The organism is Pseudomonas sp. DR48 (assembly GCF_019823085.1).
Taxonomy (GTDB): Bacteria; Pseudomonadota; Gammaproteobacteria; order Pseudomonadales; family Pseudomonadaceae; genus Aquipseudomonas.
This window is the reverse complement of the sequence record NZ_CP081946.1, coordinates 3,967,943-3,988,865: the sequence shown is the minus strand read 5'-3', so window position 1 is coordinate 3,988,865 and position 20,923 is coordinate 3,967,943. Positions and strand designations below refer to the sequence as shown.

15 protein-coding genes are annotated in these 20,923 nt (G+C 60.5%); 9 read left to right on the top strand and 6 right to left on the bottom strand.

Annotated features, from left to right (window positions below; all coding sequences use genetic code 11):
- Nucleotides 1-2: 2 nt before the first annotated feature.
- Nucleotides 3-662: a GntR family transcriptional regulator gene (locus K5K95_RS18055; protein ID WP_222585422.1), complete on the bottom strand. Its 660-nt coding sequence runs from the start codon at nt 660-662 to the stop codon at nt 3-5.
- Between the two features lie 266 nt (nt 663-928).
- Between K5K95_RS18055 and xdhA the strand changes: the two genes are divergently transcribed.
- The 4 genes from xdhA to guaD all read left to right on the top strand — a co-directional run bounded on the left by xdhA (nt 929) and on the right by guaD (nt 7,050).
- The gene (xdhA, locus tag K5K95_RS18050) at nt 929-2,383 is read left to right on the top strand and encodes a xanthine dehydrogenase small subunit (protein WP_222585421.1); all 1,455 of its coding nucleotides are present in this window, start codon (nt 929-931) and stop codon (nt 2,381-2,383) included.
- Nucleotides 2,376-4,775, top strand: coding sequence for a xanthine dehydrogenase molybdopterin binding subunit (xdhB, locus tag K5K95_RS18045; RefSeq protein ID WP_222585420.1), 2,400 nt, complete (start codon nt 2,376-2,378; stop codon nt 4,773-4,775). Before xdhA ends, xdhB begins: the two co-directional genes overlap by 8 nt.
- A 116-nt stretch (nt 4,776-4,891) precedes the next feature.
- Nucleotides 4,892-5,737, top strand: a complete 846-nt coding sequence (gene xdhC, locus K5K95_RS18040) for a xanthine dehydrogenase accessory protein XdhC (RefSeq protein ID WP_222585419.1) — start codon at nt 4,892-4,894, stop codon at nt 5,735-5,737.
- An 8-nt stretch (nt 5,738-5,745) separates the two neighbouring features.
- Complete coding sequence (gene guaD / locus K5K95_RS18035) at nt 5,746-7,050, top strand: guanine deaminase (protein WP_222585418.1); 1,305 nt, start codon at nt 5,746-5,748, stop codon at nt 7,048-7,050.
- Nucleotides 7,051-7,229: 179 nt separating this feature from the next.
- On the opposite strand, the gene K5K95_RS18030 is transcribed toward guaD, so the two are convergent.
- Nucleotides 7,230-7,994 carry a GntR family transcriptional regulator gene (locus K5K95_RS18030; RefSeq protein ID WP_090182016.1) on the bottom strand — a complete coding sequence of 255 codons (765 nt, stop codon included), beginning with the start codon at nt 7,992-7,994 and terminating at the stop codon, nt 7,230-7,232.
- A 358-nt stretch (nt 7,995-8,352) separates the two neighbouring features.
- Here K5K95_RS18030 and K5K95_RS18025 point away from each other — a divergent pair, with 358 nt between their 5' ends.
- On the top strand, nt 8,353-9,543 hold the full coding sequence (locus K5K95_RS18025; RefSeq protein ID WP_222585417.1) for a benzoate/H(+) symporter BenE family transporter: 1,191 nt from the start codon (nt 8,353-8,355) through the stop codon (nt 9,541-9,543).
- Between the two features lie 59 nt (nt 9,544-9,602).
- On the opposite strand, the gene K5K95_RS18020 is transcribed toward K5K95_RS18025, so the two are convergent.
- Nucleotides 9,603-9,947: a YggL family protein gene (locus K5K95_RS18020; RefSeq protein ID WP_007896965.1), complete on the bottom strand. Its 345-nt coding sequence runs from the start codon at nt 9,945-9,947 to the stop codon at nt 9,603-9,605.
- A gap of 235 nt (nt 9,948-10,182) precedes the next feature.
- On the opposite strand from K5K95_RS18020, the gene dacB reads away from it, so the two are divergent.
- Complete coding sequence (gene dacB, locus K5K95_RS18015; RefSeq protein WP_222585416.1) at nt 10,183-11,643, top strand: D-alanyl-D-alanine carboxypeptidase/D-alanyl-D-alanine-endopeptidase; 1,461 nt, start codon at nt 10,183-10,185, stop codon at nt 11,641-11,643.
- A gap of 132 nt (nt 11,644-11,775) precedes the next feature.
- On the opposite strand, the gene K5K95_RS18010 is transcribed toward dacB, so the two are convergent.
- Together K5K95_RS18010 and rlmKL are read right to left on the bottom strand one after the other, a co-directional pair.
- Nucleotides 11,776-14,166, bottom strand: coding sequence for a GGDEF domain-containing protein (locus tag K5K95_RS18010; protein ID WP_222585415.1), 2,391 nt, complete (start codon nt 14,164-14,166; stop codon nt 11,776-11,778).
- 142 nt (nt 14,167-14,308) lie between these two features.
- Nucleotides 14,309-16,579, bottom strand: coding sequence for a bifunctional 23S rRNA (guanine(2069)-N(7))-methyltransferase RlmK/23S rRNA (guanine(2445)-N(2))-methyltransferase RlmL (rlmKL, locus tag K5K95_RS18005; RefSeq protein WP_222585414.1), 2,271 nt, complete (start codon nt 16,577-16,579; stop codon nt 14,309-14,311).
- A 529-nt stretch (nt 16,580-17,108) separates the two neighbouring features.
- On the opposite strand from rlmKL, the gene rmf reads away from it, so the two are divergent.
- Entirely contained in the window at nt 17,109-17,324 is a 216-nt protein-coding gene (gene rmf, locus K5K95_RS18000; RefSeq protein ID WP_003223300.1) for a ribosome modulation factor, read from the top strand.
- A 285-nt stretch (nt 17,325-17,609) separates the two neighbouring features.
- On the opposite strand, the gene K5K95_RS17995 is transcribed toward rmf, so the two are convergent.
- Complete coding sequence (locus K5K95_RS17995) at nt 17,610-18,629, bottom strand: quinone-dependent dihydroorotate dehydrogenase (RefSeq protein ID WP_222585413.1); 1,020 nt, start codon at nt 18,627-18,629, stop codon at nt 17,610-17,612.
- Between the two features lie 230 nt (nt 18,630-18,859).
- Here K5K95_RS17995 and K5K95_RS17990 point away from each other — a divergent pair, with 230 nt between their 5' ends.
- Complete coding sequence (locus K5K95_RS17990; RefSeq protein WP_222585412.1) at nt 18,860-20,071, top strand: CmpA/NrtA family ABC transporter substrate-binding protein; 1,212 nt, start codon at nt 18,860-18,862, stop codon at nt 20,069-20,071.
- Between the two features lie 15 nt (nt 20,072-20,086).
- The gene (locus tag K5K95_RS17985) at nt 20,087-20,662 is read left to right on the top strand and encodes an ANTAR domain-containing response regulator (RefSeq protein ID WP_008146285.1); all 576 of its coding nucleotides are present in this window, start codon (nt 20,087-20,089) and stop codon (nt 20,660-20,662) included.
- Nucleotides 20,663-20,923 lie beyond the last annotated feature (261 nt).

The window sequence follows — 20,923 nt, the reverse complement described above, 5'->3', positions numbered from 1 at the left end:
GCTTAAGCGTCCGTCAGGGCGGAAACCACCAGATCGCAGCTGCGCTGGCCGTAAGCCGTCAGCACTTCGCGAATCTGCGCAAAGTCCCGGGCCAGCACCGCCGCCAGCAGGCGTTCGAACAGCTCAAGAAATTCGCTCATCGACGCTTTGCGCTGGTCCAGGGCGAGAAAATACGCGCGGCTCATGGCCGGCTGCAGATTTTCGACGGTTTCCTGCAAATAAGGGTTGTTGGCAAACGGGTACGCAGCACGCATCACGTTGAAGCTGTCGTCAACGAAGGTGCGGATGTCCTGTCGCTCATAGCTGGCGGCCAGGCGCTGCTGGATCTGCACGAACGGCGCCATGTCGGCCTGGACTTTCCAGCCGCTGGCTACGGCGTTGCCGAGCAGAATGTAAAGTTCGCTCATCAGCGCGCACAGGCTCTGGACCTTGTGGGTCGTGAGCTCGGTGACATGCGCGCCCCGTCGCGGCAGGATCGCAATCAGGTGGCGGCGTTCGAGGATCAGCAATGCCTCACGGACCGATCCGCGGCTGACATTGAGGGCCAGCGTGACCTTCTGTTCCTGGATGCGCTCTCCCGGCTTCATTTCGCCACGAATGATGCGTTCGGCGAGGTGATGGGCGATTTGCTCGGCGAGGCTGTCCGGCGCCTTGAACGTCATGGGTGTCCTTCAAATTCTTCGATCTGTACAAGCGGCGCAGTGTAGCGCACATGAAGGGTCATGGCGGAGTGCCCACTCAGCGGTTTTTGGCACGAATCACGCAAAAGGCAAGCTATCCCGCGAGGGTCAATAATGAAGAAACGAGTCGTTGATCGACAAAATGCCATTTCCTGACCTTTAAGTCAGAAAATCATTGACCGCAAAGTCAGACCTGATAAATTCGGGTCAAGTCGGTTAACAACAATAATGAGTCTGCGAGGCCTTCCGTGATCCAGTTTTTACTTAACCAGGAACTCCGTAGCGAGCACGCCCTGGACCCAAACCTGACCGTGCTCAATTATCTGCGCGACCATGTGGGCAAGCCCGGCACCAAAGAAGGCTGCGCCAGCGGTGACTGTGGCGCCTGCACCGTGGTGGTCGGCGAGCTGCAAACGGATGACGATGGCCGCGAACACATTCGCTATCGCAGCCTCAACTCGTGCCTGACGTTCGTCTCGTCATTGCATGGCAAACAATTGATCAGCGTCGAAGACCTCAAGCACCAGGGCGAGCTGCACAGCGTGCAGAAAGCCATGGTCGAGTGTCACGGCTCGCAATGCGGCTTCTGCACCCCGGGCTTCGTGATGTCGTTGTTTGCGCTGCAAAAGAACAGCGATCAACCCGACTCGCACAAGGCTCACGAAGCACTGGCCGGCAACCTCTGCCGCTGCACCGGCTATCGGCCGATCCTGCAAGCCGCCGAGCAATCCTGCTGCGCCAAGCAGCCGGACCAGTTCGACGCCCGTGAAGCCGAGACCATCGCACGCCTGAAGGCCATCGCCCCCACCGACATCGGCGAACTCAACAGTGGCGACAAGCGTTGCCTGGTGCCGCTGACCGTGGCCGATCTGGCCGACCTCTACGACGCTTATCCACAGGCGCGCCTGCTGGCTGGCGGGACGGACCTGGCGCTGGAAGTCACCCAGTTCCACCGCACGCTGCCGGTGATGATTTATGTGGGCAATGTCGTCGAAATGAAGCGCATCGAGCGCTTCGACGATCGCCTGGAAATCGGCGCCGCGACCACCCTCTCCGATTGCTACGACGCCTTGAAAGCCGAATACCCGGATTTCGGCGAACTGCTGCAACGCTTCGCGTCCTTGCAGATCCGCAACCAGGGCACCCTCGGCGGCAACATCGGCAACGCCTCGCCCATCGGTGATTCGCCACCGCTGCTGATTGCCCTGGGCGCGCAGATCGTTTTGTGCAAAGGCGAAACCCGCCGCACGATGGCGCTGGAAGATTACTTCATCGATTACCGCGTCACCGCGCGCCAGGAAAGCGAGTTCATCGAAAAGATCATCGTGCCCCGTGCCAGCGCGGAACAATTGTTCCGCGCCTACAAGGTGTCCAAGCGTCTGGACGATGACATTTCCGCCGTCTGCGCCGCGTTCAACCTGCGCATCGACAACGGCATGGTCGCTGATGCCCGTGTCGCCTTCGGTGGCATGGCGGCGATTCCGAAACGCGCCAGCCACTGCGAAGCCGTGTTGCTCGGTTCACCGTTCAACAACGCCACCGTCGAACGCGCCTGTGCCGCACTGGCCGAAGATTTCACGCCGCTCTCGGACTTCCGCGCCAGCAAGGAATATCGCCTGCTCAGCGCGCAGAACCTGCTGCGTAAATACTTCATCGAACTGCAAACACCGCACATCGAGACTCGGGTGACCGCTTATGTCTAATCATCACGCTGTAGAGAAGACCCAAGCCGAACTGGCTGAACTGTTCGCCAAGGACCTGACCACCGGCGTCGGCCGCAGCGTCAAGCACGACAGCGCCGCCAAGCACGTGTCCGGTGAAGCGCAGTACATCGACGACCGCCTGGAGTTTCCGAACCAGCTGCATGTTTACGCACGCCTGTCGGACCGCGCGCACGCGAAAATCATCAGCATCGACACCAAGCCCTGCTACGCCTTTGAAGGTGTACGCATTGCCATCACCCACGAAGACGTGCCGGGCCTGAAAGACATCGGCCCGTTGCTGCCGGGCGATCCATTGCTGGCCATCGATACGGTGCAATTCGTCGGGCAGCCCGTGGTGGCCGTCGCGGCGAAAGACCTGGAAACCGCACGCAAAGCCGCGATGGCCGCGATCATCGAATACGAAGATCTCGAGCCGGTGCTGGACGTGGTCGAAGCCCTGCGCAAACGCCATTTCGTGCTCGACAGCCACACCCATCAGCGCGGCGATTCGGCTGGCGCCTTGGCAACCGCCGAACATCGCATCCAGGGCACGCTGCACATCGGCGGCCAGGAACACTTCTACCTCGAAACCCAGATCTCTTCGGTGATGCCGACCGAAGACGGCGGCATGATCGTTTACTGCTCGACCCAGAACCCGACTGAAGTGCAGAAGCTTGTCGCCGAGGTGCTTGACGTATCGATGAACAAAATCGTCGTCGACATGCGCCGCATGGGCGGTGGCTTCGGCGGCAAGGAAACCCAGGCGGCGAGCCCGGCATGCCTGTGCGCGGTGATTGCGCACCTGACGGGGCAGCCGACCAAAATGCGTCTGCCGCGGGTCGAAGACATGCTGATGACCGGCAAGCGTCACCCTTTCTACGTCGAGTACGACGTCGGCTTTGACAGCACCGGCCGCCTGCACGGCATCGCCCTGGAACTGGCCGGCAACTGCGGTTGCTCGCCGGACCTGTCGGCGTCGATTGTCGACCGTGCGATGTTCCACGCCGACAACTCGTACTACCTGGGCGATGCGACCATCAACGGTCACCGCTGCAAGACCAACACCGCGTCGAACACGGCGTATCGTGGTTTCGGTGGCCCGCAAGGCATGGTCGCGATTGAAGAAGTGATGGACGCCATCGCCCGTCATCTTGGCCTCGACCCGCTGGCCGTGCGCAAGGCCAACTACTATGGCAAGACCGAGCGCAACGTCACCCATTACTACCAGACCGTCGAGCACAACATGCTCGAGGAAATGACCGCCGAACTGGAAGAAAGCAGCCAGTACTTTGAGCGCCGCGAAGCGATCCGTCGCTACAACGCCAACAGCCCGATCCTGAAAAAAGGCCTGGCGCTGACCCCGGTCAAATTCGGTATTTCCTTCACCGCCAGCTTCCTCAACCAGGCCGGCGCGCTGATCCACGTCTACACCGACGGCAGCATCCACCTGAACCATGGCGGCACCGAAATGGGCCAGGGTTTGAACACCAAAGTCGCGCAGGTTGTGGCCGAGGTGTTCCAGGTTGAAATGGACCGCGTGCAGATCACCGCAACCAACACCGACAAGGTGCCGAACACCTCACCGACCGCGGCTTCCAGCGGCGCAGACCTGAACGGTAAAGCCGCGCAGAACGCCGCTGAAATCATCAAGAAACGCCTGATCGAATTCGCCGCGCGGCAGTACAAGGTCAGCGAAGAAGACGTGGAATTTCACAACGGCCACGTGCGGATTCGCGATCACATCCTGACCTTCGAGGCGCTGATCCAGCAGGCGTATTTCGCTCAGGTGTCGTTGTCCAGCACCGGGTTCTACAAGACTCCGAAAATCTTCTACGACCGCAGCCAGGCGCGGGGTCGGCCGTTCTACTACTACGCCTTTGGCGCGGCCTGTTGCGAGGTGATCGTCGACACCCTGACTGGCGAGTACAAGATGCTGCGTACCGACATCCTCCACGACGTCGGCGCCTCGCTGAACCCGGCCATCGACATCGGTCAGGTCGAGGGCGGTTTCATCCAGGGCATGGGCTGGCTGACCATGGAAGAGCTGGTCTGGAATGCCAAGGGCAAATTGATGACCAACGGCCCGGCCAGCTACAAGATCCCGGCGGTGGCCGACATGCCGCTGGACCTGCGGGTGAAGCTGGTGGAAAACCGCAAGAACCCGGAAGACACGGTGTTCCATTCCAAGGCTGTGGGTGAGCCGCCGTTCATGCTTGGTATCGCCTCGTGGTGTGCGATCAAGGACGCGGTGGCGAGCCTGGGCGATTACAAGCATCAACCGAAGATCGACGCACCGGCGACGCCGGAGCGGGTGTTGTGGGGTTGTGAGCAGATGCGCCAGTTGAAGGCTTTGAAGCCTGCGGAGGCTGAAGCCGAGTTGGCTTCGCTGTAAGACCGAGGCGCGGCCAATCGCCAGCAGGCTAGCTCCCACAGGAGAATGCGATCAACTGTGGGAGCTGGCCTGCTAGCGATGAGGCCCGAACAGACTACAGAGATGTTGAGGTGAATATGTACAACTGGATCGACGCCCTCGCCGACCTGCAATCCCGGGGTGAACCCTGTGTGTTGGTGACCATCATCGAAGAGCTCGGCTCGACGCCGCGCAATGCCGGCTCGAAGATGGTCATCAGCGCCACCCAGACCTTCGACACCATCGGTGGCGGGCACCTGGAATACAAAGCCATGCAAATCGCCCGCGAGATGCTCGCGAGCGGCAAGCAGGACACCCATCTGGAGCGCTTCAGCCTCGGCGCCAGCCTTGGCCAGTGCTGCGGCGGCGTGACCGTTTTGCTGTTCGAACCGATGGGCCAGGTCCAGGCGCAGATCGCCGTGTTCGGCGCCGGTCATGTGGGTCGCGCATTGGTGCCATTGCTCGCCGGCCTGCCCTGCCGCGTGCGCTGGATCGATTCCCGGGAAGACGAATTCCCTGAACACATCCCTCATGGCGTACGCAAGATTGTCAGCGAAGAACCGGTGGACGAAGTCGACGACCTGCCCGCCGGCAGCTACTGCATCGTCATGACGCACAACCACCAGCTCGACCTCGAACTCACCGCCGCCATCCTCAAGCGCAATGACTTCGCCTACTTCGGCCTGATCGGTTCGAAGACCAAACGGGTGAAGTTCGAGCATCGCCTGCGCGAGCGCGGTTTTGACAGCAGCGTGCTGCAACGCATGCGCTGCCCGATGGGCATCGGCGAAGTCAAAGGCAAGTTGCCTGTGGAAATCGCCATCTCCATCGCCGGCGAGATCATCGCCACCTATAACGCGGATTTCGGCCAGCACACTGCCAGCGCCGGATCATCAATTGCCAAACTGCTGCCTGCTTCACGCCGCAGCCAAGCCACACGTTGAGAAACCACATGCCTTTCACTCGTAAAGCCTACCGCGCCGCCATCCTGCACAGCATCGCCGACCCCGCCGAAGTGGGCATCGAAGCCTCCTATGAGTATTTCGAAGATGGCTTGCTGGTGGTCGAAAACGGCCAGATCAGCGCCCTCGGTCACGCCAGCGAATTGCTGCCGAACTTATCGGCCGATATTGAAATCACCCATTATCAGGACGCGTTGATCACCCCCGGCTTCATCGACACCCACATTCACCTGCCCCAAACCGGCATGGTCGGGGCCTATGGCGAGCAGTTGCTCGACTGGCTCAACACTTACACCTTCCCGTGCGAAAGCCAGTTCGCCGACAAGGCCCACGCCGATGAAGTCGCGGACATTTTCATCAAGGAACTGCTGCGAAACGGCACCACCACCGCGCTGGTGTTTGGCAGCGTGCACCCGCAATCGGTGAATTCGTTCTTCGAAGCCGCCGAACAGCTGGACCTGCGGATGATCGCCGGCAAGGTGATGATGGACCGCAACGCGCCGGACTACCTGACCGACACCGCTGAATCCAGCTACGTCGAAAGCAAGGCGCTGATCGAGCGCTGGCACGGCAAGGGCCGCCTGCATTACGCGGTCACCCCACGCTTCGCGCCGACCAGCACCCCGGAACAACTGACCCTCGCCGGTCAGTTGCTCAGCGAATACCCAGACCTGTACATGCAGACCCACATCAGCGAAAACCTCAAGGAAGTTGAATGGGTCAAGGAGCTGTTCCCGGAGCGCAAGGGTTACCTCGACGTCTACGACCACTACAAACTGCTCGGCGAGCGCTCGGTGTTTGCCCACGGCGTGCACCTGTGCGACGACGAATGCGCACGACTGGCGCAAACCGGCTCGGCCATCGCCTTCTGCCCGACCTCGAACTTCTTCCTCGGCAGCGGCCTGTTCAACCTGCCGATGGCCGAGAAGCACAAACTGAATGTCGGTGTGGGCACGGACGTGGGTGGTGGCACCAGCTTCTCGATCCTGCAAACGTTGAACGAAGCCTACAAAGTCATGCAGCTGCAAGGCGCGCGGCTGAGCCCGTTCAAATCGCTGTACCTGGCGACGCTGGGCGGCGCGCGCGCGTTGCGCCTGGAAGACAAGATCGGCACCCTGCAACCGGGCACCGACGCCGACTTCCTGGTGCTGGACTACAACGCCACGCCGCTGCTGAGCTATCGCTTGAAGCAGGCCAATAACATCGCCGAAACGTTGTTTGTGTTGATGACGCTGGGGGATGACCGGACGGTGCTGCAGACGTACGCGGCGGGGAATCAGGTGCATCAGCGCTAGTTTTCTTCGGGCCATAAAAAATCCCCCAGTGCTTTTCAGCCTGGGGGATTTTTTGTGTCGTTGAGGCCGCCTTCGCGAGCAAGCCCGCTCCCACATTGAATCTATGCCTTACACAAATAGTGTGGTCGCTGGAGATCAAGTGGGAGCGGGCTTGCTCGCGAAGGGCGCGCCTCGGTGTGTCAGAGCTTCGCAGCAGGACGCCCTGGCTTCTTGGTCTGCAACAAATGCGAGAACACCGCATGCAAGTCATCCGACGCACTTTCTTCGTCGAGGTTGAGTTTGCTGTCGATGTGATCCATGTGATGCATCATCAGATTCACTGCCAACTCACCGTTGCGCGCTTCGATCGCGTCGATCAGCTGGGTGTGCTCGTCGTAGGAACAGTGCGAGCGATTGCCGCTTTCATACTGGGCAATGATCAACGATGTCTGGGACACCAGGCTGCGCTGGAAGCTGATCAGTGGCGCGTTTTTCGCCGCTTCGGCCAGTTTCAGGTGGAACTCGCCCGACAAACGGATACCGGCACCACGATCGCCACGGGAGAAGCTGTCGCGTTCGTCGTTGACCATCTGGCGCAACTCGGCAATCTGTTCGGCGGTGGCGTGTTGTACGGCCAGCTCAGTGATCGCCCGCTCCACCAGACGCCGCGCGAGGAACACCTGACGGGCCTCTTCGACACTCGGGCTGGCAACGACCGCGCCACGGTTTGGACGCAGCAGCACGACGCCTTCATGGGCCAGGCGCGACAGCGCGCGGCGAATGATGGTGCGACTGACCCCGAAAATTTCCCCCAGCGCTTCTTCGCTCAACTTGGTGCCGGGCGCCAGACGCTGTTCGAGGATGGCCTCGAAGATATGCGCGTAGACAATATCGTCCTGGGTACCGCTGCGGCCGGCTTTGCCTGCTCGCGGTTGTTTCTTTAGGGGTTGCAACTGTTCGTTCATGGGCACTCGAGTCGGGAGAACTGCGGCGAATTGACCGTGACTGTAATACGGCACAGTGGGTCGCTGGCAAGTATCGCGTAAAAAACACTGCGATTGTACACAATGGATGGTGGCAACACGACTGTACGGCTGTTTGTCACTTCCGCTGTATTGCAACGACTGGTTACTTTTGAGTTTAGGCTTGAACACAGAATCCGCTGCCTGATCGCAATCCCCTGTGGGAGCGGGCTTGCCCGCGAAGGCGGTGTGTCAGTCAAAGCAGATGGCGACTGACAAGACGCTTTCGCGGGCAAGCCCGCTCCCACAGGGTTCAACGTTGCAACGGACATCTTTATCAGAACAAGGAAACACCGCTGTCATGAACGACGCCACGCACACGCAGCTCCGCCCCCTGGCCGACACCTCACCGTCGGCGATCGTCGCCGGCTTCATCGCCATGATGACCGGTTACACCAGCTCCCTGGTCCTGATGTTCCAGGCCGGGCAAGCGGCGGGTTTGACCAGCGGGCAGATTTCATCGTGGATCTGGGCGATCTCGATCGGCATGGCGGTCTGCTCCATCGGCCTGTCCTTGCGTTACCGCACGCCGATCACCATCGCCTGGTCGACGCCCGGCGCAGCGTTGCTGATCACCAGCCTGGGCGGCGTCAGTTACGGCGAAGCCATCGGCGCCTACATTACCTGCGCGGTGCTGGTGACGATTTGTGGTTTGACCGGCAGCTTCGAACGCCTAGTGAAAAGAATTCCGGCTTCATTGGCTGCGGCATTGCTGGCGGGGATCCTGTTCAAGATCGGCAGCGAAATCTTCGTCGCCGCCCAGCATCGCACCGGGCTGGTATTGGGAATGTTCTTCACTTACCTGGTGATCAAGCGCCTGTCGCCACGCTATGCGGTGCTCGCGGCACTGCTGATCGGCACGGCGCTGTCGGGGTTCATGGGGCTGCTGGATTTCAGCGGCTTTCATCTGGAAGTGGCAACACCGGTCTGGACCACGCCGCATTTCTCTCTGGCCGCGACCATCAGCATCGGCATCCCGCTGTTCGTGGTGGCAATGACGTCGCAGAACATGCCCGGCATTGCCGTGCTGCGCGCCGACGGCTACACCGTGCCGGCCTCCCCGCTGATCACCACCACCGGGATCGCTTCGTTGCTGCTGGCGCCGTTCGGCTCTCACGGGATCAACCTGGCGGCCATCAGCGCAGCGATCTGCACCGGGCCGCACGCCCATGAAGATCGTAACAAGCGCTACACGGCGGCGGTGTGGTGCGGGATTTTTTACGGGATCGCCGGCGTGTTTGGCGCGACACTGGCGGCGTTGTTTGCCGCGTTGCCTAAAGAGTTGGTGCTGTCGATTGCCGCGCTGGCGCTGTTTGGTTCGATCATCAATGGCTTGAGCATCGCCATGACCGTAGTGAAGGAGCGTGAAGCGGCGCTCATCACCTTTATGGTCACGGCGTCGGGGCTGACGCTGTTTTCCATCGGGTCGGCGTTCTGGGGGATTGTGGCGGGGGTGTTGACGCTGTTGATCCTGAACTGGCGTAAAAACTGAAAGATCCTTTCTGCAGGCATAAAAAAACGGCGACCCTTGGGTCGCCGTTTTTTATGACATCAAGCTACCGGATTGATCGGCTTTTCCGGGTACCAGACGTCGATCAGCGGGCTGACGGTTGCTTCGGTCAGTTCGCTGCGGCCTTTGAGCCAGGCTTCAACAGCGGCACGCTGCTCTTCGGATACCGAGCCACGCTTCTGCAGGCAAACCAGACCGAAGTCGTCGCCGCCAACATAGCCCAGACCGTTGGCTTCCATGGCTTCTTTCAGGAACGCGTCGAGGAAAGCATCAATGGCTTCATCAGCCAAATCTTCTTTGAAATCCAGGTTCAGTTCGAAACCCAGCTCTTGAAATTCATCGACGCACAGTTTTTTGCGCAGACGCTGGGAACGGTTAGTCGCCATTGGAACAATCCTCATAAGTAATAACGGGCGGCACTTTAGCAGTTTCAGCCGCTGATTGCCCGACTCTCGGCGGCGTGACGCCTACCGCCGGTAAAAAAATAGCAAATCAGAGAGGCCTGGCACGGCACAAGCGGTTGCACCTTGGGGCATAATGCCGACACTTTCATGACCACTGAGGGATTTTTGTCTCCATGCCCTCGTCTTTTTTCCCCTCGGCTGTAGGGTTTTATTTCACATGATCAAGTCTTTGCGTCCATTGCTGCTGGCCGGTTTCCTTCTTCCCCTGGCCTTCTCCGTTTCCGCCGCTTCCATCAATACCGGCCTGTCGCCCAACGTCGAAAAAGCCCTCAAGGCCAGCAAACTGCCGGACACCGCCCTGTCGCTGGTGATGATTCCGCTGACCGGTCCCGGCACCCCAACCATTTTCAACGCTGACGTTTCGGTCAACCCGGCGTCGACCATGAAGCTGGTCACCACCTACGCCGCGCTGGAAATGCTCGGCCCGAACCATCAGTGGAAAACCGAGTTTTACACCGACGGCACGCTGAGCGGCGGCATCCTCAACGGCAACCTCTACCTCAAGGGTGGCGGCGATCCGAAACTGAACATGGAAAAACTCTGGCTGCTGATGCGTGACCTGCGCGCCAACGGCGTGACGCAAATCACCGGCGACCTGGTGCTGGACCGCAGCTTCTTCGTCCAACCGCAATTGCCCGAGTTCAACGATGACGGCAATGACGAGAACAAGCCGTTCCTGGTCAAGCCAGACTCGCTGATGGTCAACCTCAAGGCCCTGCGCTTCGTGGCACGCAACGACAATGGCCGGGTGCTGATTTCGGTGGAACCGCCGATCGCCACCATCAACATTGAAAACCAGGTCAAAGCCATCAATTCCAAGCAATGCACCGGTGGCGTGCGCTACAACCCGGTGACCCAGGCCGATGGCAGCGTGACCGTGACGGTTGGCGGTCAGTTGGGCGATGGCTGCAGCTCGCAGACTTACCTGTCGCTGCTCGACCACGCCACGTATACCGCTGGCGCGGTGCGTGCGATCTGGAAAGAACTGGGCGGCAGCATCCAGGGCAAGGATCGCCTGGCCCCGACGCCAGGCAACGCCAAGGTGCTGGCCCGGGCTTACTCGCCGGACCTGGCGGAAATCATTCGCGACATCAATAAATACAGCAACAACACCATGGCCCAGCAGTTGTTCCTGAGCCTGGGCCAGAAATTCCGCACCGACGCTGACGGCGACGACGCCAAGGCTGCCCAGCGTGTGGTGCGCCAGTGGCTGGCGAAGAAAGGCATCACCGCGCCGCACCTGGTGATGGAGAACGGTTCCGGCCTGTCCCGTGCCGAACGGGTAAGCGCGCGTGAAATGGCGGCGATGCTGCAAGCCGCATGGCACAGCCCGTACGCTGCCGAGTTCATCAGTTCGATGCCGATTGCGGGTACCGATGGCACCATGCGCAAACGCCTGAAAACCACCGCGATGCGCGGCGAAGCCCACGTCAAGACCGGCACCCTGAACACCGTACGCGCGATCTCCGGCTTCAGCCGCGACGTCAACGGCAATACCTGGGCGGTGGTGGCTATTCTCAACGACAAGGCGCCGTTTGGTGCTTCGTCGGTGCTGGATCAGGTGCTGCTGGACCTGTATCGCCAGCCGAAAATGCCGGAAACGGCTTCGGTGCTCTGACCTGTTTTACCAAACACTGGAGATCCATGTGGGAGCGGGCTTGCCCGCGATGAGGGAGTGTCAGTCGAAATCATGTTGACTGATACACCGCTATCGCGGGCAAGCCCGCTCCCACAGGGTCAGCATAAAGCCTTACTTCGTCTCTTCCTGTACCCGATCCCGTCCCGCCTGCTTCGCCGCGTAAACCCCCGAATCCGCCCGCAACAACAGCGCATCCGCGCCCTCCCCGACGCGCCAACTGGCAATCCCGAAACTCGCGGTCACGATGCCAACGCCTTCAATCGGCGAACTGCGCAACCCTTGCCAAAGCTGCAAGGCCAAGACATGCGCATGCTCGCCGTCAATGTCCGGGCAGAGCACCATGAACTCCTCGCCGCCCAGGCGACAGAACACGTCCGTGCGGCGCAGGCGATGACTGATTCGTTCGCACACGACCTGCAACACCCGATCGCCCACAGCGTGGCCATGCAGGTCATTGATGCGTTTGAAGTGGTCGATGTCGAGCATGATCACCGACAATTCGCCGCCACCGCGTTCGACCCGGGACATTTCCGTGGTCAGGCGCTCCTGGAAGTAGCGGCGGTTGTGAATTCCGGTCAGGGAGTCAGTGATCGACAACGCCCGCAGTTCTTCCTCCACCCGCTTCATGTCGGAAATATCCGAAACATAGCCATGCCAGAGCACGCCACCGCCGGGCAGTTCTTCCGGAGTCGCCTCGCCACGCACCCAACGCAGACCACGCTTGGGCAGTAGCACCCGGTATTCCTCGCGCCACGGGCTGAGGGTGTCCGCCGACGCCCGGATCGAGGCGCGCACGCGCGTCATGTCCTGCGGATGAATCCGCGTGAAGATCGCTTCGGCGTCGAACAACAGCACGTCCGGTTCGAGTTCGTAGATGTCGCGAATACCGTCGCTGGCGTAAATCAAGCTGAAGCGCCCGTCGAATTCCATCTTGAATTGATAAATGCCACCGGGCACATGGGCGCTGAGTTTTTTCAGCAGCAGGTCCCGCGCGGCCAATGCCTCGTGCACGCGTTTGCGTTCGGTGATGTCGATGCAAATGGCCAGATGCCCGACCCACAGGCCTTGTTCGTCGAGCACCGGAGTCGCGAGCATGTTGACCGTCAAATGGCTGCCATCCTGGCGGACCAACGTCCACTCCCGCGCTTCGTGGCCTCCTTTTTCGCCCCCTTCGACCAGCATCGCCTGACAGGTCGGAATCGGCTTGCCATAGGACGCACTCAATTCGGCCGCGCGGGTGACCAGCTCGCGGGGGAAGTGCAGGTTTTCCAGGGTCATGCGCCCCACCACTTCGGCACTGGAGTAACCGAGCATCTGCTCGGCCCCGGCGTTGAACGTGCTGATGACACCGCGCAAGTCGGTGGCGATGATAGCCACCTGAGTCGCCGCATTCAGCACGCCACGCAACTGGCCATGGGTGCCGCGCAACTCCTGCTCACGGGCGTGCAACTCCTGAGTGCGCTGCTCGACCATGCTCAGCGCACGCTGGCGCTGACTGACCAATACATAGAGCAATGCACTGAGCAACAAACTGAGCAAACCGCCGAGCACCACCAGGCTGCTCACCGAGGAATGGTTGGCTTGCAGAAAGGCTTCGCTGGGCAGGATGTCGACTTGGTAGTCATGGTCAGCCATGCGCAACAGGCGTGTCGCTGACAACTCGCTGGTGGCTGGCGTGTTGGAGGATTCATAAAGCACTTCGTGCTGATCATCGGTGGACAAATCGAGGATTCGCACCGAGAGGTAGTCATGACTGGCCTCGGGCAGCCCATCCGCCAGCAGCTGACGCATGCTGATCACCGCCATGACATAACCGGAGGGTTTCCCGGCCGGATCACTGGCCTGCTTCACCGGCGCCACCAACAACACCCCGCGCGCGTAAGCCGGCTCGATGCTGACCAGGTGCATTGGCTTCGACACCGCCATGCCCCCCCGTTGGTTGGCCCGCTCCAGCGTATCGCGACGCAAGGGCTGGGCCCACAAGTCGTACCCCAGCGGCGAGCCGAGCCGGCTTTGCGTCTGACTGTAAAGCACAGCCACGTACTCATCCCGTTCGGCCGCCAATTGCAGTTGGCCTTCGCCATTGAGTTCGCGGATGGTGAAGTCGCTCAACCCCTCGTCGCGCACCCGGCGTTCGAAGGCAGGACGTTCGGCGCGAGTGACCCGAGTGGCGAACGAGTACGCCTGTGTGCGGTGCAAGAGTGGTTGGGTGTAGCCGTCGAACTCCTCGCGGGAGACCGACTCGGAATTGGCGAAGAACCGGCGCAACCCGTCAAGGCGTTGCTCCTGATCTTCGAAACGTTCTTCGATGCGGCTGTAACGTTCGCTGGCCAGCAGTTGGAAACGTTGCCGCAATTGATGCTGAAACAGATTGAGCGTCGACCAGGCCAGCAAACCGGTGAGAATCCCGCCAACGAGCAATACCAGCAGCGCGACCAGCCAGGCCGAGACATCTTCACTGATAAAACCCAGGATCTTGGGGCGCACGGCGTGCAACGACATAGACGCAACTCAAAACGCCATGTGCGGGAAAGCCCATTGGCCATGCGTTGAGTTATAGCTATTAGCCACTAATTTGGCCAGCACTGAAAGAACCAAAGAGCCTTTAAAAATCAAGGCTCTGTGGATCCAATCGGCTTAACCGTCAACGGGCCGTGATTTTCCAGGCACGGTGGATCTTGCCATTCCGGGCGAAATCCGGATCGATGGTCTGGGCGGTGATTTCTTCGACGACATAACGCTCGGTGAGGTTTTCCTCAAGCGTGAATTTGCGGAAGTTGTTGGAGAAGTACAACACGCCGCCCGGCGCCAGGCGCGCCATGGCCAGGTCGATCAATTGCACCTGGTCACGCTGCACGTCGAAGATGCCTTCCATGCGCTTGGAGTTGGAGAACGTCGGCGGATCGATGAAGATCAGGTCGTACTCGTCGCGGCAAGCTTCAAGCCACGCCATCACGTCACCCTGCTCCAGACGGTTCTTGTCGGAGAAACCGTTCAGCGACAGATTGCGACGCGCCCAGTCGAGGTAGGTTTTCGACAGGTCGACGCTGGTGGTGCTGCGGGCGCCACCCTTGGCCGCGTGAACACTGGCGGTCGCGGTGTAGCAATACAGGTTGAGGAAGCGCTTGCCGGCCGCCTCTTTCTGAATCCGCATGCGCATTGGACGGTGGTCGAGGAACAGACCGGTGTCGAGGTAGTCGGTCAGGTTGACCAGCAACTTCACACCGCCTTCATTGACCTCGACGAACTTGCCCTGCGCCGCCTGGCGTTCGTACTGCTTGGTGCCGCTCTGGCGCTCGCGGCGCTTGACCACTACCCGGCTCTTGTCGATGTTCAAGGCCTGCGGAATGGCGGCCAGGGCATCGAACATGCGCGCCGAGGCTTTTTCCGGGTCGATGGATTTCGGCGCGGCGTATTCCTGGACGTGGACCCAATCCTGATAGAGATCGATGGCCATGGAATATTCCGGCATGTCGGCATCGTAGACGCGATAGCAATCGATGCCTTCGCGCTTGACCCATTTGCCCAGTGCCTTGAGATTCTTTTGCAGGCGGTTGGCAAACATCTGCCCGCCTTCGCTCAAGCGCGGCTGCTCGATCACCACCGGGGCCGGTTTGATCGGGTTGCCGTTCTTGTTGTACTTCTCGTACTTGCCCGGTGCCACGTCGTTGTCGGCAACTTCGACTTCAGCTTGCTCGCGCTCAACCTGACGCTGTTCCGGGGTGCGACGCTCGCCGGTGACGAACTGGTCCGGGGTGACCTTGATCAGCAGCAGCTTGCACGGCAAGGCGCCGTTCCAGAACGAATACTGTTTGAAGCTGCGGATGCCCATGCGCTTGCCCAGCTCCGGGGCGCCGGTGAAGACGGCCGCTTCCCAGTTCAGGCAAGCCTGACGCAGGCGCTCGCCGAGGTTCTGATAGAGATAAAGCAGACTTGCTTCGTCGCCCAGGCGCTCGCCGTATGGAGGGTTGCAGATCACCAGGCCTTTCTGGTTCTGGTCCGGACGTGGCTCGAACGTGGCGACTTCGCCCTGGTAGATCTTGATCCACTCGCTCAGGCCCGCACGTTCAACGTTGTTGCGGCCCGGCTGAATCAGCCGCGGGTCGGCTTCGTAACCGCGAATCCACAGCGGTGGCTTGGCCAGGCCGGCAGCGGCGCGTTCGGTGGCTTCTTCGTGGAGCTTTTTCCACAGTGCCGGTACGTGACCGAGCCAAGCGGTAAAACCCCACTGCTCGCGACGCAGGTTCGGCGCCATGTCGGCAGCGATCATGGCCGCTTCGACCAGGAACGTACCCACACCGCACATCGGGTCAGCCAGTGCGCCGCCTTCGGCCGCAATGCGTGGCCAGCCGGAGCGGATCAGGATTGCGGCCGCAAGGTTTTCCTTGAGCGGCGCCGCGCCTTGCTGCAAGCGATAACCGCGCTGGTGCAGGCTGTGGCCGGACAGGTCGAGCGAGAGAATGGCTTCGCCACGGTCCAGGCGCAGGTGAATGCGCAGGTCCGGGTTGAGCTTGTCGATGGACGGACGGTCGCCTTGCGGGGTGCGCAGCTTGTCGACGATGGCGTCTTTGACTTTCAAGGCGCCGAAGTGGGTGTTGTCGATGCCCGAGCCATGGCCGCTGAACTCGACGGCCAGAGTGCCGTCGTTGAGCATGTGGTCTTGCCACTCGATGTCGAGCACGCCGTGATACAGGTCTTCAGCGTCCTTCATCGGGAAACGCTTGAGCACCAGCAGCACCCGGTTCGCCAGACGCGACCACAGGCACAGGCGATAAGCGGTTTCCATGGTGGCCATGCCGCGCACAGCCGAGGTGTGCTCACGCGCGTCCTCAAGGCCAAGCCCGACGGCTTCCTCGATGAGCAGGCCTTCAAGGCCTTTGGGGCAAGTGAGGAAGATTTCGAATTGATCGGACATTGGAATTTCAAAGCCTTTGGCTAGTGAACCGGCAACGCATTGCCGGCCCGGTTTTCAATCAGGCGCTTTTCTAAAAGAGCGCCCGCGTGGCACGGAGGTGTGCCGTCCCACCCCTGCAAGCCCGGGTTAAAAGAGCTTAGATGCAAAGGCAGATAAAAAAGTTGATGCAACAAAATGTCATAAACCGACCCTTCGTCGAATAATGCCTCCGGGCAACGCGAGGCATTCTCAGCAAGGGATTGGCGCAATCATCCAGCGCGGGGCTGATCATACCGGGGTTTGGTCAATAAACACGGGCAAACATCGTGTTACTTATGGCCATACCACCTTAATGGTTACGTCCTTATGACAAAACGATCATTCCATCGGTGTGACGCATTGGTTAGAACTCAACTCAGGTTGACGCCGCAACGACGTCAACACCTTGGCTCGCGACGCCGGCAGCGAGCCCCAACGGCAGGATTTTTTCTGCCAGACCTCAATTGAGGTCGACGCGATAAATACAGTCAACAAGTGAGGGCAACACCCTATGAGAAGACTTAAGCGTGATCCGTTGGAAAGAGCATTTTTGCGCGGATATCAATATGGCGTTGGTGGCAAATCCCGTGAGCTTTGCCCATTTACTCTACCGTCGGTACGCCAAGCCTGGATTAATGGCTGGCGAGAAGGACGCGGCGACAACTGGGACGGTATGACCGGCACTGCGGGAATCCACAGACTCAACGAACTTCACGCCGTCGGCTAATTTACAGGGCCAAACACTCCGACACGACAATCTGATTACTGAACGACTTAACCACGCACGCCCCATCCGGGCGGCGGGCTCCGGCCCAGGGGCACCTTCGAGGTGCCCTTTTTTATGCCCGTTCACCTATCCCTGTAGGAGCTGTGTAGGAGCTGTCGAGTGAAACGAGGCTGCGATCTTTTGATCTTGTTTTTTTAAAAATAAAAGTCAAAAGATCGCAGCCTCGTTTCACTCGACAGCTCCTACACAGCTCCTACACAGCTCCTACATTGACGGTGTGTGAGATCAGCGCAGGGCGGCGATGGCGTCGACGGACTCGCGAATCAGCGCCGGACCTTTGTAGATGAAACCGGAATAGAGCTGCACCAGGCTCGCGCCCGCGGCGATTTTCTCAGCCGCGTGCTTGCCTTCGGTGATGCCGCCCACGGCGATGATCGGCAAGCGACCGGCCAGCTCCGACGCCAGCACCTTAACGGTGTGGGTACTTTTTTCGCGAACCGGCGCGCCGGACAAACCGCCCGCCTCCTCGCCATGCTCAAGGCCTTCGACACCCACGCGGCTCAGGGTGGTATTGGTGGCGATCACCGCGTCCATCCCGGTTTCGATCAATGCTTGCGCGACCTGCGCGGTTTCTTCATCGGTCATGTCCGGGGCGATCTTGATCGCCAGCGGCACGTGTTTGCCATGGCGCAACGCCAGTTCCGCGCGACGGGTCGCCAGGTCCGCCAGCAACTGCTTGAGCGAATCGCCGAACTGCAAGCTGCGCAGGCCCGGGGTGTTCGGCGAACTTACGTTGACTGTCACGTAGCTGGCGTGGGCGTAGACCTTGTCCAGGCAGATCAGGTAGTCGTCGACCGCACGTTCAACCGGCGTATCGAAGTTCTTGCCGATGTTGATGCCCAGCACGCCCTTGTACTTGGCGGCTGCCACACGGGCCAGCAGGTGATCGACGCCGAGGTTGTTGAAACCCATGCGATTGATGATCGCCTCGGCTTCCGGCAGACGGAAAATCCGTGGTTTCGGGTTGCCCGGCTGCGGGCGCGGGGTGATGGTGCCGATTTCAACGAATCCAAAACCCAACTGCGCGAAGCCGTCGATGGCCGCGCCATTCTTGTCCAGGCCGGCCGCCAGACCGACCGGGTTAGGGAAGTCCAGGCCCATGACCTTCACCGGCATTTTCGCCGGGGCCTTGCACAGCAAACCGTTGAGGCCCAAACGCCCGCCCGCGCCGATCAGGTCCAGGGACAGATCGTGGGAGGTTTCCGGGGAAAGTTTGAACAACAGCTGACGGGCCAGGGTGTACATGGGCGGCTTTGACTCGAATGGCGGCGAAATGAGGCGGCGATTATAGCCGGGCATCGGGGTCGCAAGCGAGGCACGCGGCAAAATCAAGGGCCGATGGCATATGCCTTGCACCGACATAGGCATCAGCACTCATGCCAACGGCGGGATGAGTGGAAGGACAATGGCGTCGTCACAAGGCTTTGCTCACGCAAGGGTCTGGGGCGACGTTTTTTTTTGGAAGGTGTTGAGTCATGAATGAAACCACAGCGGGCCCACTCGCCTGGGTCAACGGCAGCGATGCCCCGGAAAAGACCGAAATCAACCTCGGCTTCATGGCCCTGACAGACTGCGCCTCCGTGGTGGTCGCGGCCACCCAGGGTTTCGCCCAGCCTTATGGCCTGACCCTGAACCTCAAGCGCCAATCGTCCTGGGCGAACCTGCGGGACAAACTGGTCAGCGGCGAACTCGACGCCGCGCACAGCCTTTACGGCCTGATCTACGCCGTACACCTGGGCATCGGCGGTGTAGCCGCCACCGATATGGCGGTGTTGATGGGGCTGAATCAGAACGGTCAGAGCATCAACCTCTCCCATGGCTTGCAAGCCTTGGGCGTGACCAGTCCTGAAGCACTGGATCGGCACGTGCACCAAAGTCGCCCAAAACTGACCTTCGCCCAGACTTTTCCGACCGGCACCCACGCCATGTGGCTGTATTACTGGCTCGCGAGCCAGGGCATTCATCCGTTGCAGGACGTCGACAGCGTGGTGGTGCCGCCACCCCAAATGGTCGCGCACCTGCAGGCGGGTCGCATCGATGGTTTCTGCGTCGGCGAGCCTTGGTCTGCCAGTGCGGTGAAGCAGAACCTGGGGTTTACCCTGGCGACGACCCAGACGATCTGGCCCGATCATCCGGAAAAAGTCCTCGGCTGCACCCGTGCCTTTGTCGAGCAATACCCGAACACGGCGCGGGCGCTGGTGATGGCGATTCTGGAGGCCAGCCGCTTCATCGAGGAAAGCACCGAGAACCGTCGCAGCACCGCCAAGCTGTTGAGCGCGCCGGAATACCTCGATGCGCCGCTCGACTGCATCGAGCCACGGTTGCTGGGTGATTACGCCGACGGACTCGGCAATCGCTGGCAAGATCCGCACGCCCTGCGTTTCCATGGGAATGGCGAGGTCAACCTGCCCTACTTGTCCGACGGCATGTGGTTCATGACCCAGTTTCGCCGCTGGGGCTTGTTGCGTGACGACCCGGACTACCTTGGCGTGGCCCGTCAGGTCCAGCAACTAGACTTGTACCGTGAGGCGGCCGCGGCGGTCGGTGTTGCCGCCGAGGGCCAGGCCATGCGCGCCAGCCAACTGATCGACGGCAAAATCTGGGACGGCAGCGACCCGGCCGCTTACGCCCGCAGTTTCAAGTTGCACGCCATGAGCGACAGCTCGCACCGATTCGCCACCCGCTGACAGGAGACTGCGAACATGTTGCGTATCCTGCTGATCAACGACACGGCGAAGAAAGTCGGTCGCCTGAAAGCCGCCCTCACCGAAGCCGGGTTTGAGGTCATCGATGAATCCGGCCTGACCATTGACCTGCCCGCACGCGTCGAAACGGTGCGTCCGGACGTGATCCTGATCGATACCGAGTCACCGAGCCGCGATGTGATGGAGCAAGTGGTGCTGGTGTCGCGTGATCAACCGCGGCCGATCGTGATGTTTACCGACGAACACGACCCCGACGTAATGCGTCAGGCGATCAAGTCCGGCGTCAGTGCCTACATCGTCGAAGGCATTCACGCACAACGCTTGCAGCCGATTCTCGACGTTGCGATGGCGCGCTTTGAAAGCGACCAGGCCTTGCGCGCCCAGCTCAACGCCCGCGATCAGCAACTGGCCGAGCGCAAGCGCATCGAGCTGGCTAAAGGGCTGTTGATGAAAATGAAAGACTGCAACGAGGAAGAGGCCTACACCCTCATGCGCCGCCAGGCCATGAGCCGGCAGCAGAAGCTGATTCAGGTGGCGGAGCAGATCATTGCCATGAGCGAACTGCTCGGCTAACCCCCCGCCCAATGATCGTTCCCACGCTCCGCGTGGGAATGCCGCCATGGACGCTCTGCGTCCGCTTCGAGCTGTGACGCAGAGCGTCACGAGATGCATTCCCACGCGGAGCGTGGGAACGATCAGATGCTGCGCGTGGAAACGATCATCCTGAACATGGCACAAATCTCGCTAAGTAATCACTACAGGTAACCAACGGCGGTTGCCCCACCTACGACAAAGACGTCGCTCACCTTATTTGCCCATGGCGAATCGGGTGGC